This is a genomic window from Brevundimonas sp. FV1ye29L (assembly GCF_058681095.1).
On the sequence record NZ_CM178730.1, the window covers coordinates 1,281,165 to 1,294,815 of the forward strand.

Consider the following 13,651-nt stretch of genomic DNA (forward strand, 5'->3'; position numbering starts at 1 on the left):
CGAGGCAGGATGACGCAGCCGTTCCCGCGCGTCTGGCGGCAATCGGCCGTTGCGTCGCGGCCCCGGCGTCCCCACAAACAGGGGATGAACGCGCCCTTCAAAGCCCCGCCCGCCGTTTCCACCGAACCGCCCCTGTGGGACCTGTCGGATCTCTATGCCTCGCGAGAGGATGAGCGGATCGCCGCCGATCTGGCGCGCGGCCGGGCGGTGGTGGCCGAACTGGGGTCGCTGCAGGGCCTACTGGTCGAGGCGCGGGGCGATGCGGTCCTGCTGGGCCAGCGGCTGGACCGGGCCATCACCCTGTACGAGCAGGCCAGCGAGGTTCTGGGCGGACTGGGGGCCTATGCGTTTCTGGCGGCGTCCACGGCCCGCGACGATGCGGCGGCCAATGGCTTCGAGGCCGATATCCGCGAACAGTTGACGGCGGTTTCGACCCCGACGGTCTGGCTGACGCTGGAAATCAACCAGCTGGACGAGGCCGAAATCGAGGCGGCGCTGGCGGCCCATGCAGGCGCAGCGAAATGGACGCCCTGGCTGCGGCGGGTGCGGGCCATGAAGCCGCACGAGCTGTCGGAACAGCTGGAGACCTTCCTGGCCGAGCATGGGCCGATCGCGGCGCAATGGCCGCGCCTGTTCGACGAGACCCTGGCGGCCCTGCGGGTCAAGGCGGGCAAGGACAGCCTGACCCTGGCCGAGGCCCTGAACCGGCTGTCGGACCCGAAGGCGGGCCAGCGCAAGGCGGCGGCCGAGGGACTGTCGGCGGCGCTGGGCGAACGGGCCTCGACCCTGTCGCTGGTCCTGAACACCGTCGCGGCCGACAAGGCGCTGGAGGATCGCTGGCGGGGGTTCAAACGTCCGGCCGACAGCCGCCATCTGGGCAATGAGGTCGACGGCGAGTCGGTGGACGCCATGGCCGAGTCGGTCGCCGCCGCCTATCCGCGCCTGTCGCACCGCTACTATGCGCTGAAGGCCCGGGCGATGGGGATGACGACCCTGAACCAGTGGGACCGCAATGCGCCGTTGAACACCGCCCCGCCGCGCGCCTTTGACTGGAAACAGGGTCGCGAAATCGTGCTGGAGAGCTTTTCCGATCTCGGCGGGGAGTTCGCGGATTGGGCCGGGCGGTTCTTTGACAACCCGTGGATCGACGGCCGGGCCGGGCCGGGCAAACAGTCGGGCGCCTACGCCCACCCGGTGACGGCGAACCGGCATCCCTATGTCTTCCTGAACTGGATGGGCGAACGGCGGGACGTGCTGACGCTGGCGCACGAGCTGGGCCACGGGGTGCACCAGACCTTGGCGGCGGATCGAGGGACCCTGCTGGCCGATACGCCCCTGACCCTCGCCGAGACGGCGTCGATCTTCGCCGAGGGGCTGACCTTCGACCGGCTGCTGGCGACGGCGCCGAAGGCCGAGCAGAAGGGTCTGCTGGCCGGGCGGATCGAGGACGGGCTGAACACCGTGGTGCGCCAGATCGCCTTCCACCGGTTCGAGACGCGGTTCCATGACGAGCGGCTGAAGGGCGAGGTTCCGGCCGAACGGATTGGCCAGATCTGGCTGGAGGAGATGGGCGCCAGCCTGGGTCCGGCGGTGACGCTGAACCCCGGCTATGAGCACTGGTGGAGCTACGTCAGCCACTTCGTCCACTCGCCTTTCTACGTCTACGCCTATGCCTTCGGGGACCTGCTGGTCGCGGCCCTGATGGAGACGCGGGCCCGGGATCCCCAGGGCTTTACGCCCCTGTATCGCGACCTGCTCGCGGCCGGCGGGACACGGACCTATGTCGAGGCGCTCGCGCCGTTCGGGCTCAACCCGCGCGACCCGGCCTTCTGGACCATCGGCACGAAACGGCTGGAAGGGCTGATCGACCGGTTCGAGGCGCTGGGTTGATTCCGGAAGTGATGGTCGTCGGTTGACGGCTACGGCGGTCGCCCCGACTGTGGCCGGATGAAACCGTCACTGACGATCGCCGCCCTTCTCGCCGGTCTGGCGCTTGTCGCCGCACCGGCGCTCGCCCAGACGCCTGCGCCTCAGCCGACGCCGAACCAGCGGGCGCTGGCGGCGGGTTACAAGGCCCTGACCCTGTGCAGCGCGGTGTTCACGGCGCGAGAGGCTGGCGGGACGCGGACCCAGGCCAGTGTCGAGGCGCACGAGTTCGTCGGCATCTATCCCGAACTCCAGCCCCTGATCGCCGACATGCCGGTCGAAACCTTCGAGGCCGAGATCGCGGTCACCTGGGACGAGGCCGCGCCGCCGAGGGTGGCGCAACTCACGCCGGGCCGGGGCTGCACCCTCATGCCGACCGGCTTCGTCGGCGGCATGCGAGAAATGAAGACGGTGAACCGGCGGAGCTCGGCGCCGCCCCTGCCGGCCGGAACGACGAGCGGCGATGCAGCGGCGCTGGAAGCGGTTGTCGCGCGGGCCTTCGGCGGAGACCTCGGTACCGGCTCGGTCACAACCGGGGTGGTGATCCTTCAGGACGGCCGGGTCGTCGCCGAACGCTATGCGCCCGACTTCGGCCCCGATGTTCCCCAGCGTACATGGTCGGTGGCCAAGAGTCTGGCCGGGACGGTGATCGGGGCGGCGGTGCAGCGGGGCGAGGTTGACCCGGACGCCCCCGCCGCCATCCCCAGCTGGCAGACGGCAAATGACCCGCGCCGCGCCATCACCCTGGACGCCCTGATGCGGATGGCCTCGGGCCTGACCAGCGACACGGCGGGCAACCGGACCGACGCCCTCTATTTCGGCGGCACGGCGGTCGATGAACAGGCGCCCGGATGGCCGCTGATCGCCCCGGTCGGGTCGCAGTTCCGCTATGCCAACAACGACACGCTTCTGGCGGTCCTGGCCGTCGCCCCGACCTTCGCCGCCCATCCGCCGCATGCGCTGTTCGACCGACTGGGGATGACCCACACCTTCGCCGAGACCGACTGGCGCGGAAACTATGTCCTGTCGAGCCAGGTCTGGACCACGGCGCGCGATCTGGCGCGGTTCGGCCAGCTGTATGTCCAGGACGGGGTCTGGGAGGGCGAGCGCATCCTGCCCCAGGGCTGGAGAACGCGGGTGACCACCCCGTCGGGGCCGCAGCCGCCGACCGGAACGTTCGGCTATGGGGCTGCATTCTGGCTGATGAACAGGGAAGACGGCGTTCCGGCCGACGCCTTCTCCGCCAACGGCAACCGGGGCCAGTATGTGGTGATCGTGCCCAGCCGAAAGGTCGTCATCGTCCGACGCGGCGAGGACCCGGCCGGGCGGGGGTTCAACATCGCTGCCTTTACCCGCGATGTGCTGGCGACCTTGAACTGAGCCTGATAGCCGACGCCCTCTTGAGCGAACCGTCCCGGCGGCTATAAGACGGCACATCCAGAATCCTCCGACCCGGACTTCCGACCATGGCCGACCCGCACCACGCCGATCACGACGACTATCAGCGCGGCACGATGGAGATCGGCGAACAGACCTCGACCTGGGCCCTGTTCATGGGTCTGGCCAAATGGGGCTCGCTGGCGCTGGCCGCCATCCTGACGCCCTTGGTGATCTGGTTCTGCACCGCCGCCGGCTTCCTGCCGGGCGCCATCGCGGGCGCCGTGGTGTTCGGCGCCGGCTTCCTGTTCCTGAAATCCGGTTCGTCGCACTAAACCCTGCGATAGCGGCCGTTGCACGCACGGCCGTTGCGAACATTCCGGCCTTTGCGCACGTGATTTGTCCGCGTTGCGCGGTTTCGGCCTTTGCGCGCGAAAGATTTCCAGCCTAACCTCTCCCCAAGAAGAATGATCTCAGGGGAGACTCGATTGGCCGTCATGATCGCCGTGACGCGTGAGCGCCGTGAAGGCGAGACGCGCTGCGCCCTGACCCCCGATATGGCGAAGAAGCTCGTCGGCCTCGGCTGCACCGTGACGGTGGAGGCCGGGACCGGGACGGGTTCGTCCTTCCCCGACGCCGACTATGTCGCGGCGGGCGCGGTGGTGAAGCCGGACACCCGGGCGGTGCTGGAGGGCGCCGACATCGTGCTGAAGGTGCGCGGCCCGACGGCGCAGGAGATCAGCGCCCTGAAGCCCGGCGCGATCGTGATCGCCCTGCTGGACGCCTACAAGGAAAAGGACACGGTCGCGGCGCTGGCGGCGGCCAACGCCACGGCCTTCGCCATGGAGTTCGTGCCCCGGATCTCGCGCGCCCAGGTGATGGACGCCCTGTCGTCACAGGCCAATCTGGCCGGCTATCGCGCCGTGATCGAGGCGGCCCACGCCTATGGACGCGGCTTCCCGATGATGATGACGGCGGCGGGCACGGTGGCCCCGGCCAAGGTCTTCATCATGGGCGTCGGCGTCGCGGGCCTGCAGGCCATCGCCACGGCCCGGCGTCTGGGCGCGGTTGTCACCGCCACCGACGTGCGGCCCGCGACCAAGGAACAGGTCGAATCTCTGGGCGCCAAATTCCTCGCCGTCGAGGACGAGGAGTTCAGGAACGCCCAGACCGCCGGCGGCTACGCCAAGCCGATGTCGCCCGAGTACCAGGCCAAACAGGCGGTCCTGACCGGCGAGCACATCAGGAAGCAGGACATCGTCATCACCACCGCCCTGATCCCCGGGCGCGCGGCGCCGGTGCTGGTCACGGCCGAACAGGTGGCGACGATGAAGCCGGGTTCGGTGCTGATCGATCTGGCGGTCGAGGCGGGCGGCAATGTGCAGGGGGCGAAGGTCGGGGAGACGGTGGTGACTTCGAACGGCGTCTCCATCGTCGGCATCGCCAATCTGCCGGGCCGGATCGCGGCGGATGCATCGAGCCTCTATGCCCGCAATCTGGTCGCCTTCCTCGACCTGATCCTCAAGGACGGCGCGGCAGCGGTCAATCTGGAGGACGAGATCCTGAAGGCGGCCGTCGTCACCCACAGCGGGACCGTGGTGCATGATGGGGTGCGGGGGTAATGGTCGCCCTGCTGGATCATCCGGCCCACCTGACGGCCTTGACCATGGTCATCGCAGCGGCCCTGCTTCTGCTGTGGCGCGCGCCGCCATGGGCTATCGTTCCGGGCCTTCTCATAGTGCCCATAGCCGTGTCGCTGGCCCGGCGGGCATTTCGCGATCCGCACGACCACAGCTATCCGTCCGATCCACAGGATTGAATTATGGAACACGTTGACCCCACCGTCTTTCGTCTGGCGATTTTCGTGCTGGCGATCTTCGTCGGCTATTATGTCGTCTGGTCGGTGACGCCGGCGTTGCACACGCCTCTGATGGCCGTGACCAACGCCATCTCCAGCGTCATCATCGTCGGCGGCCTGATTGCGGCGGCGGCCGTGTCGGGGCCCCAGACCGGGGCGGCGGCCTGGATCGCCAAGGGGGCGGGCGTGGCGGCCGTGACCCTGGCCAGCGTCAACATCTTCGGCGGCTTCATGGTCACCCGGCGGATGCTGGCCATGTACCGCAAGAAGGAACGGCCCGCGAAATGACGGCGGATACGGTTCTGGGCTGGCTCTGTCTGGCCGCCGCCATGGCGGCGGTCGGCGTCTATGTCTGGCTGGTCGTCACCCGGGCGCGGATGATCCGGCTGCTGACCAGTCTGGGCCTGTTCCTGACCGGTCTGGCCCTGTTTCAGGGGCCGAACCTTCTGGCGCGGACCGAGGGTGAGATCAGCCCCAGGCTCGCCGTCATCTCCCTGATCCTTGCGGTCGGCGTGCAGATCGCGGCAGTCTTGCGCACCCGTCCCAGCTGGTCCGGGGTCGAGCGGCGCGGTTCGAACGCGACATGACTACGGACCCCGTCGCCCTGTCCCTGATCGCCTCCTGGGTCGCCACCGGTCTCGGCGTCGGCCTGTGGCTGTGGAGCTGGCTGCGCGAGCGGGATGCGATCCAGAAGCTGCGCTTCATGGACTGCGGCGTGGTTCTGGTCTTTTCGGCGACCCTGCTCAGGATTGTGATCCAGTCGCGGCCTATGACGCCGGTCGACTGGGCCCTGACCTTTCTGTCGCCGCTCTTCATCGCCGCCGCCCTGTGGCGGCTGACACGCACAACCTGCCGGCCGGACGGGCCGAACAGATGACGATCTTGCGGGGAACCGAATAATGAACGCATCGCTGGCCGCGCTGGCCTATCTGGTTTCCGGCGTCCTGTTCATCCTGTCGCTGCGCGGGCTTTCCAGCCCGGAGACCAGCCGTCAGGGCAATACGCTCGGCATGATTGGCATGGGGATCGCCGTCGGCGTGACCCTGCTGACGCTGGGAACATCCGGCGCCCTGGACTGGGTGACCCTGGCCCTGCTGGGCGCCGGCGTGGTGGTCGGCGGCGGGGCCGGGGCCCTGATCGCCAGGAAGGTCGCCATGACCGACATGCCGCAGCTGGTCGCCGCCTTCCACAGTCTGGTCGGTCTGGCCGCCTGTCTGGTGGCGGTGGGCGCGGTCTATGCGCCCGCAGCCTTCGGCATCTCGGACGGTGCAGGGATCAAGACCGTCTCGATCATCGAGCTGAGCCTCGGCGTCGCCATCGGCGCCATCACCTTCACCGGTTCGGTCATCGCCTTCGCCAAGCTGGACGGACGGATGTCGGGGGCGCCGATCATCCTGCCCGCGCGTCACCTGATCAACATCGGCCTGGCCCTGGGGCTGGTGCTGTTGATCGGGGTGATGATCGGCTCGGGCGGGACCGCGATCTGGGCCTTCTGGGGCGTATTCATCATCGCCCTGATCCTCGGCGCGACCCTGATTATTCCGATCGGCGGGGCTGACATGCCCGTGGTGGTGTCGATGCTGAACTCCTATTCCGGCTGGGCGGCGGCGGCGCTCGGTTTCACGCTGGAAAACATCGCCCTGATCATCACTGGCGCCCTGGTCGGATCGTCCGGCGCCATCCTCAGCTACATTATGTGCAAGGGCATGAACCGCAGCTTCATCAGCGTCATCCTGGGCGGCTTCGGCGGCGGGAATGCGGCGACCGGGGCGGCAGGCGCGAAGGAGACCCGGCCCGTCAAACAGGGATCGGCCGAGGACGCCGCCTTCATCATGAAGAACGCCTCCAAGGTCATCATCGTGCCCGGCTACGGCATGGCGGTGGCCCAGGCCCAGCACGCCCTGCGCGAGATGGCCGACAAGCTGAAGGAGGAGGGCGTCGAGGTGAAATACGCCATCCACCCCGTCGCCGGCCGCATGCCCGGCCACATGAACGTCCTGCTGGCCGAGGCCAACGTCCCCTATGACGAAGTGTTCGAGCTGGAGGACATCAACTCGGAATTCTCGTCCGCCGACGTGGCCTTCGTCATCGGCGCCAATGACGTCACCAACCCGGCCGCCAAGACCGACCCGCAATCGCCGATCTACGGCATGCCGGTGCTGGATGTGGAGAAGGCCGGGACGGTGCTGTTCATCAAGCGCGGCATGGCGGCGGGCTATGCGGGCGTCGAGAACGAGCTGTTCTTCCGCGACAACACGATGATGCTGTTCGCCGACGCCAAGAAGATGGTCGAGGGGATTGTGAAGGGGCTGTGAGCTCTTCACGGTCTCTTGCGGAACGACACGAGCGTGAGCGCAGACGTGCTCGTGAAGGTCTCTGGCGCGCCCTCCCTCCCGTCATTCGCAAGGCAGCGAGGGGGAGTGGGTGGTCGGTAGCCAAGGGCAACCTGTTCCGCGAACTGGACGGCTGGTTTCTGGATATCGGTGTGGCAGTTCATGTGAATGAACCCCGGATCGTGGCGACTTTGGGTGCCAAACCGATGGGGATTGATCCGCTGTTTTGGGAAATCACAGGGCTGACAGAGAATAACCGGCAGCCCTTGTCCTTTCGCAAGTGGGGCGCGTTTACCTGCTGGACCCCGGCCCATCGCGAAGCCGACTTGGCCAATGGCGAAGACGCAGCTGAGATCGCAGAATCCGCAATCCAGTGGGCAAGACTGACTGTTCAGACGTTTGATCCGGCAGTTGCTCTCGCCCTGCTCATGGACAGATTGGAGTCAGAACAATTGAAAGGCCGGTATCTCGCAACCTATTCCTGCCTTCTGATCTTGCAGCATCGGATCGATGAGGCGCGGACTTTTTGCGAGGCTCAGCAGCGCGCGGGCGAGTCCGGCGGCTTCACCAATGTAGATTTGCAGGGTTCGACATTTTTCGACGCTGCGCATCGTTGGCTAAACCTGAACTCACCGGCTTAGGCCGCCGCGCTCTCGAACTTCAGCACCCCGGCCGCTTTCATATCGGCATGCAACGCTTCCGGACTCCAGTCGTAACCGTTGGGCCAGGTCAGGGCGCCGAAGTCGAGGAAGACCTCGGCGAAGAACTCAGGGTCGCGGAACGGCATCGTAACCGGCTTTTCGCTGGTCGCCAGAGCCGAGAAGTCCCACTCGCCGGCCAGGCCGTCGGTGAACTGAAGCCACAGCCGATAGGGCGCTGTGACACGGAACCGGCGAACGTGAACGACTTCTCTCATGCCTTTTCATCCAGACCGGGAATCCGGCCCAGCGAGCCCGTCTCGCCGCGTTCCGCGATGTCCCAGAACCTCATAAGTTCGCCACTATACTGCTTTCGCCACTGTTCGACAAAGCGGGCTATGCGGGGAGGCAATCGGCCCACCGTGATTTCGCCCGTCTCGATCAGCACAACGGCGACGCTCGACTCATAGTAGGCGTGGAATGCGGCGGCGGATGGTCGCTGACGAACATCCGTATCGATATCCCGTAGAACCATGAGATCGTCGGCATACAGTTACGCCTAACATGGATATTCCAAACCCTCCATGACCTTCACCGCCGCGGAAGTGATCGAATGGCTCGACCTCACCCCCCATCCGGAGGGCGGGCATTATCGGGAGACGTTTCGAGACCCGCGCACGGTCGAGGGGCGGGCGGTGTCGACGGCGATCTATTATCTGCTGGCGGAGGGGGAGGCGTCGCACTGGCATCTGATCGACGCGGCAGAGGTGTGGCACCACTATATGGGCGACCCGCTGGAGCTGAGGATCGCAGACGAGACCGGGGTGCGGACGCTGGTTCTGGGCGACGATCTGAAGGCCGGACAGGTGAAACAGGCCGTCGTGCCGCCGGGGGCCTGGCAGGCGGCGCGGCCGCTGGGGGCCTGGGCGCTGACGGGCTGCACCGTCGCCCCGGGTTTTGACTTTGCGGCGTTCGAAATGGCCCCTCCGGGATGGTCGCCCGGGGCATAGACGGCCTGAAACCGCGTCAGCCTGTCCGCCCCCTGCAACAAAGCGTGTGACCGTTCGAGGCCCGGACGCGCTATGGGTGTTCCGCGCCGGCCCATTGCGACCGAAGCGCCTGAAAGCCTCCCCCCATGGTCAATACGATCCTCGCCCCCGACGCCCGCGCCCTCAATGAGGAGCGGCACGCAGACCCGGCTATTCACCACGAGCCGAGGGGATTTTCCGACAAGTTCGCCCTCGGCTTCACCAGACTGCTGCGCGTGTGCGCTGACACCTTCTTTGCCAAGAAATACGGCCACCGGGCCATCGTGCTGGAGACCGTTGCGGCGGTGCCCGGCATGGTCGGGGCGACGCTGCAGCACCTGCGCTGCCTGCGGGAGATGCGGGACGACCAGGGCTGGATCCGCACCCTGATGGAGGAGGCCGAGAACGAGCGCATGCACCTGATGACCTTCATCGAGGTGGCCAAGCCGACGTATTTCGAACGGCTGGTGGTTCAGCTGGCCCAGGCGATCTTCTACATCGGTTTCTTCCTGCTCTATCTGATCTCGTCGCGCACGGCGCACCGGGTGGTCGGCTATTTCGAGGAAGAGGCCGTCATCAGCTACACACTGTATCTGAAGGAGATCGACGAGGGGCGGTCGCCCAACGTTCCGGCCCCGGCCATTGCCATCCACTACTGGAAGCTGCCAGCCGATGCGACGCTGCGCGACGTCGTTTTGGTGGTCCGGGCGGACGAGGCGCATCACCGCGACGTCAACCACGATTTCGCCAGCACTCTGGCCAGACTGCCGCCCAGTCCGGTACCCTCCGCTCCCTATCCGCCCCACGCGACGGAGCTGAGGGGCGCGGCCTGAGGGAGGGCGGCGATGGCGAATGAGGTCAAGACAGGGGCGACGGAGGTGTCCGTCGCCGACTTCATCGCCGCTGTCGAAAGCCCTCAACGGCGGGCCGACGCCCAGACCCTGTGCGCCCTGTTCGAAGAGGTCAGCGGCGAGCCCCCGATGATGTGGGGGCCGTCGATCGTCGGCTTCGGGCGGTATCACTACCGCTATGACAGCGGCCGCCAGGGCGATGCGGCGCGGCTGGGGTTCTCGCCGCGCAAGGCGAATATGGTGGTTTACGTCCAGGCGGGCTTTGACGACTACGCCGACCTGCTGGCGCGGCTGGGCAAGCACAGGACCAGCGTGTCCTGCCTGTATGTAAACCGGTTGGCGGATATCGATCTCAAGGTGTTGAGGGAAATGGCGACCCGGTCGCTGGCCTGGATGCAAGAACGCTATCCGGACGGCGCCTGAAGCCCCTATCGCGCCGTGACGGGCGGCGCTATCACGCGGGCGTGAACACTGTCGCTGCGCCGTCAAAGCCGTCCGCCCACGCCCGTTTCGAGGCGCTGGATTCCCTGCGCGGGGTCTGCGCGGTGCTGGTGGTCATGTTCCACATGCCGGTGGCGAGCCACTGGCGGGACTGGCCGCTGATCCAGCACTCGTATCTGTTCGTGGACTATTTTTTCGTCCTGTCGGGCTTCGTCATCGCCCATGCCTATGCGGAGCGGCTGAAGACGCCGCGCGATGCGGGGCGGTTCATGGTGCGGCGGCTGGGGCGGGTCTGGCCGCTGCATGCGCTGATGCTGGCGGCCTTTGTCGGGCTGGAGCTGGTGAGGCTGTGGGCGCCGTTCGACGCCGCCACGCCGTTCACGCGGGACCGGTCGGTGGAGGCGATCTTCACCAACCTGCTGCTGGTCCAGGCCTGGAACGTGCATTCGTCCCTGACGTGGAATGGTCCGGCCTGGACCCTGAGCGCCGAGGTGGCCTGCTATCTGATCTTCGCCGGACTGGTGCTGGCGGCGCCGAAGCGGTTCCGGTGGATCGGGGCGGTGCTGGCGATCATCGGCGGGGTGACGGTGGCGCTCTATGCCCGGCGGTGGATGAATACGACGTTCGATTTCGCTGTGCCGAGGGCGGTGTATGGCTTCTTCCTGGGCTGTCTGCTGCAGGGTCTGTGGACGCGGATCCCGCGGCTGAAGGCGGGCGCGGCCACGGGGCTGGAGCTGGCGGCCGTGGTCGGGACCTGCCTGTTCGTGGCCTGGGCCGAGGGGCCTGTGACGGTGCTGGTGACCCTCATCTTCGTCGCAGTGGTCTGGGTGTTCGCCGGCGAGAACGGGGCCGTGTCGAGGCTGCTGGTCCACAAGGCTCTGGTGACCCTGGGGCGGTGGTCTTTCGCGATCTACATGGTCCACATGTTCGTGCTGGTGGTGATGCTGATCGTGGCGCGAAAGGCGGGGTGGATGCCGGGCGGGCGGCGGATCGACTTCGGCTCGGTCTGGCTGAACGACCTGTTCGCGATCGGGCTGTTCGTCGGGATCACCGGGCTGGCGGTGCTGGCGCACCGGTTCGTCGAGGGGCCGGCGCAGAGGCTGATCGATCGCTGGACGAAGCCGGCGAAGGCCTGAGATCGGCACATATCGGTTGTCGATATGAAAACCGGATTCTGGCGACGAAACGGGCGAGATGTGCGCGCATCGTCTGGAGAACCTCTACCAGGCGCCCCCGGGCCGGCGAAACGGCGTCAGGCGGCCATGCGGAAATCGTCATTCAGCGCCGCCGCGCGGCCTTCGTCCCACAGCATGTCCTCATCGGAATAGTGGGCGCTGGCGGCGGCCGAGATGACGTCCACCACCTGTTCCTCCAGCCGGTCCCAGATGATGGCCAGGTCGCTGCAGCCGTCGGCCTCGCACGGCACGATCAGGTAGCGGCTGTCGGAAACCGCAGCGGAGGGGGCGAAGCGGGAAGCGATCGTCGAGCGGGCCATGGGTGTCTCCTGTCGGATGCGGCGTCGGTTTCGGCGGGGCGTCTTGCCGATGGTCAAGAGATAGGACAGTAATGCGCCATTATCGGTCGTACCCATCCGGGCGATCTCTGGAGCCCCCGCATGCGGCACGACAAGGCGGTCATGGTCATCGATCTGGCCCGGCGGCTGGCCGCCTCGGCCGAGGGGCTGACGCTGAACGAGATGGCTGAGGAGCTGGCCGTCGGACGGCGCACGGCCGAGCGGCTGCGCGACGCGGTCCTGACCCTGTTCCCGGCGACGGAGGAGGTGTCGGACCCGCCGACCAAACGCTGGCGCATCCGCGGCGGACTGTCGGGCTTTGAACAGGCGCCGACGACGACCGAACTGGTCGAACTGTCCAAGGCGGCCCAGGGGTTGAGGCGGACGGGCGAACATGCGCGGGCGGCGGCGCTGGAGGGGCTGGAGCGCAAGTTGAAATCGGCCATGCGGTCCACGACCCTGAACCGTCTGGCCCCCGATCTGGAGGCCCTGGTGCGGGCCGAGACCATCGCGGTCCAGGCCGGGCCCCGACCGTCGGCCGACGAGGCGGTGCTGGCGGCGGTCCGGCGGGCGGTGCTGGCCCAGTCGCCGCTGGGCTTCACCTATTCACGGCCGGGGGCCGAGGCGCGCCGGCGCAGCGTGGCGGCCTGTGGCCTGATGTTCGGCCGGGCCAACTATCTGGTGGCGGCGGACCGGGAGAGCGGCCGCATCCAGACCTTCCGGCTGGACCGGATGAGCGCGGTGGAGGTTCAGGATGGCGTGGCCGCCCCGCCCGCCGGTTTCGACCTGGGCGCCTTCGCCAGCCAGTCGTTCGGCATCTATCAGGACCAGATCGAGGACGTCGTCCTGGCCGTCTCGCCGGCCGGCGCGGCCGAGGCCCGCGGCTGGCGCTGGCACCCGACCCAGACGCTGGAAGACCGGCCCGACGGCGGGGTGACGGTGCGGTTCACCGCCTCGGGCATGCGCGAACTGGCCTGGCACCTGTTCACCTGGGGCGATCAGGTGACCATCGTGGCGCCCGAGCGGTTGAAGGCGGCGATGGCGGACGAACTGGCGGCGGCCCAGCGCGGGCTGGAGCAGGCGAACTGATCAGTCGTCCGGATCCCGCCTGTCCTCGCGCATGTGAAAGATGCGGGCGATGATGACGGTCTCAGGGTCTACACGAAACTGAACGACATAGCCGGAGACACCGAAAGGGATCATCAGTTCCCGTAAGCCGTGCGGCCTTTCGGGCGCGCGGTCAGGCATCCCGCCCAGGGACTTAAGACCGGTCTCGATGGCGTCCATCGCCCGGCGGGCAGCGCTAGCGTTCCGGGTGGCGAGAAAGGCATTGAGTCGAAGAAGGTCCGCCCTGGCTTCCGGCGCGACTGTGACCCGATAGTTCACGCCTTCGCGGCCAGCCGGGTCTCAAGATCAGCGCGGACATCCCGCAAGACCTCCTCAAGCGGTATCGAAACGCCGGTGCGATCGTATTCGGCCAGTCGGCGATTGGCCTCTTTCCAGTCATGCGGACTGTCAAAGGCGGTCACGGCTTCGGCAACCCCGGCCGCAGGGAGGGCGGCCGTCACCCTGTCCAGAATATAGGCCTCGACCGACAGGTCTGCTGCGGACGCGGCCATTCGCAAACGCGCCAGCGTCGGCTCGTCAAAATCGATGGTGAGGGACGGGCCAGACATGGGCGCCATA

General features: G+C 67.3%; 20 protein-coding genes. 15 read left to right on the top strand and 5 right to left on the bottom strand.

Translation table 11 applies throughout. The annotated features are described in order from the left end of the window. Positions 1-84 precede the first annotated feature (84 nt). The 10 genes from ACW17W_RS06295 (at position 85) to ACW17W_RS06340 (ending at position 8,135) form a co-directional block, all read left to right on the top strand. Positions 85-1,890, top strand: coding sequence for a M3 family oligoendopeptidase (locus tag ACW17W_RS06295; RefSeq protein WP_492079893.1), 1,806 nt, complete (start codon positions 85-87; stop codon positions 1,888-1,890). A 57-nt stretch (positions 1,891-1,947) separates the two neighbouring features. Then, entirely contained in the window at positions 1,948-3,306 is a 1,359-nt protein-coding gene (locus ACW17W_RS06300; RefSeq protein ID WP_492079895.1) for a serine hydrolase domain-containing protein, read from the top strand. An 86-nt stretch (positions 3,307-3,392) separates the two neighbouring features. Further along, entirely contained in the window at positions 3,393-3,638 is a 246-nt protein-coding gene (locus tag ACW17W_RS06305) for an aa3-type cytochrome c oxidase subunit IV (protein WP_492079896.1), read from the top strand. 162 nt (positions 3,639-3,800) lie between these two features. Continuing rightward, positions 3,801-4,925 (top strand): Re/Si-specific NAD(P)(+) transhydrogenase subunit alpha, encoded by a 1,125-nt coding sequence (locus tag ACW17W_RS06310; protein WP_492080273.1) that lies wholly within the window; start codon positions 3,801-3,803, stop codon positions 4,923-4,925. Continuing rightward, positions 4,925-5,122 (top strand): hypothetical protein, encoded by a 198-nt coding sequence (locus tag ACW17W_RS06315; RefSeq protein WP_492079897.1) that lies wholly within the window; start codon positions 4,925-4,927, stop codon positions 5,120-5,122. The genes ACW17W_RS06310 and ACW17W_RS06315 overlap by 1 nt, the downstream gene beginning before the upstream one ends. A 3-nt stretch (positions 5,123-5,125) precedes the next feature. After that, positions 5,126-5,449: an NAD(P) transhydrogenase subunit alpha part 2 gene (locus tag ACW17W_RS06320; RefSeq protein WP_492079898.1), complete on the top strand. Its 324-nt coding sequence runs from the start codon at positions 5,126-5,128 to the stop codon at positions 5,447-5,449. After that, positions 5,446-5,748, top strand: a complete 303-nt coding sequence (locus ACW17W_RS06325) for a hypothetical protein (protein WP_492079899.1) — start codon at positions 5,446-5,448, stop codon at positions 5,746-5,748. Before ACW17W_RS06320 ends, ACW17W_RS06325 begins: the two co-directional genes overlap by 4 nt. Next, positions 5,745-6,038, top strand: a complete 294-nt coding sequence (locus tag ACW17W_RS06330) for a hypothetical protein (RefSeq protein ID WP_492079901.1) — start codon at positions 5,745-5,747, stop codon at positions 6,036-6,038. The genes ACW17W_RS06325 and ACW17W_RS06330 overlap by 4 nt, the downstream gene beginning before the upstream one ends. A gap of 22 nt (positions 6,039-6,060) precedes the next feature. Then, on the top strand, positions 6,061-7,476 hold the full coding sequence (locus ACW17W_RS06335; protein ID WP_492079902.1) for an NAD(P)(+) transhydrogenase (Re/Si-specific) subunit beta: 1,416 nt from the start codon (positions 6,061-6,063) through the stop codon (positions 7,474-7,476). A 170-nt stretch (positions 7,477-7,646) separates the two neighbouring features. After that, a complete protein-coding gene (locus tag ACW17W_RS06340) occupies positions 7,647-8,135 on the top strand; it encodes a hypothetical protein (protein WP_492079903.1) in 489 nt (162 codons plus the stop codon). Here the strand turns inward: ACW17W_RS06340 and ACW17W_RS06345 are convergent. Further along, the gene (locus ACW17W_RS06345) at positions 8,132-8,410 is read right to left on the bottom strand and encodes a DUF2442 domain-containing protein (protein WP_492079904.1); all 279 of its coding nucleotides are present in this window, start codon (positions 8,408-8,410) and stop codon (positions 8,132-8,134) included. The genes ACW17W_RS06340 and ACW17W_RS06345 overlap by 4 nt on opposite strands. Further along, positions 8,407-8,667 (bottom strand): DUF4160 domain-containing protein, encoded by a 261-nt coding sequence (locus ACW17W_RS06350; RefSeq protein WP_492079905.1) that lies wholly within the window; start codon positions 8,665-8,667, stop codon positions 8,407-8,409. Before ACW17W_RS06350 ends, ACW17W_RS06345 begins: the two co-directional genes overlap by 4 nt. A gap of 49 nt (positions 8,668-8,716) precedes the next feature. On the opposite strand from ACW17W_RS06350, the gene ACW17W_RS06355 reads away from it, so the two are divergent. The 4 genes from ACW17W_RS06355 (at position 8,717) to ACW17W_RS06370 (ending at position 11,588) form a co-directional block, all read left to right on the top strand. After that, positions 8,717-9,142, top strand: a complete 426-nt coding sequence (locus tag ACW17W_RS06355; protein ID WP_492079906.1) for a cupin domain-containing protein — start codon at positions 8,717-8,719, stop codon at positions 9,140-9,142. Between the two features lie 125 nt (positions 9,143-9,267). Beyond that, positions 9,268-9,993: an alternative oxidase gene (locus ACW17W_RS06360; protein WP_492079907.1), complete on the top strand. Its 726-nt coding sequence runs from the start codon at positions 9,268-9,270 to the stop codon at positions 9,991-9,993. Positions 9,994-10,005: 12 nt separating this feature from the next. Further along, the gene (locus ACW17W_RS06365; RefSeq protein ID WP_492079908.1) at positions 10,006-10,434 is read left to right on the top strand and encodes a DUF1801 domain-containing protein; all 429 of its coding nucleotides are present in this window, start codon (positions 10,006-10,008) and stop codon (positions 10,432-10,434) included. A gap of 41 nt (positions 10,435-10,475) precedes the next feature. Continuing rightward, positions 10,476-11,588, top strand: a complete 1,113-nt coding sequence (locus ACW17W_RS06370) for an acyltransferase family protein (RefSeq protein ID WP_492079909.1) — start codon at positions 10,476-10,478, stop codon at positions 11,586-11,588. Between the two features lie 116 nt (positions 11,589-11,704). Here ACW17W_RS06370 and ACW17W_RS06375 read toward each other — a convergent pair whose 3' ends face one another. Continuing rightward, entirely contained in the window at positions 11,705-11,947 is a 243-nt protein-coding gene (locus tag ACW17W_RS06375) for a hypothetical protein (protein ID WP_492079910.1), read from the bottom strand. Between the two features lie 120 nt (positions 11,948-12,067). Here ACW17W_RS06375 and ACW17W_RS06380 point away from each other — a divergent pair, with 120 nt between their 5' ends. Beyond that, positions 12,068-13,054 (top strand): helix-turn-helix transcriptional regulator, encoded by a 987-nt coding sequence (locus ACW17W_RS06380; protein WP_492079911.1) that lies wholly within the window; start codon positions 12,068-12,070, stop codon positions 13,052-13,054. Here the strand turns inward: ACW17W_RS06380 and ACW17W_RS06385 are convergent, their stop codons facing one another. Together ACW17W_RS06385 and ACW17W_RS06390 are read right to left on the bottom strand one after the other, a co-directional pair. Next, positions 13,055-13,351, bottom strand: a complete 297-nt coding sequence (locus ACW17W_RS06385; RefSeq protein ID WP_492079913.1) for a type II toxin-antitoxin system RelE/ParE family toxin — start codon at positions 13,349-13,351, stop codon at positions 13,055-13,057. Next, a complete protein-coding gene (locus ACW17W_RS06390; protein WP_492079914.1) occupies positions 13,348-13,641 on the bottom strand; it encodes a hypothetical protein in 294 nt (97 codons plus the stop codon). Before ACW17W_RS06390 ends, ACW17W_RS06385 begins: the two co-directional genes overlap by 4 nt. Positions 13,642-13,651 lie beyond the last annotated feature (10 nt).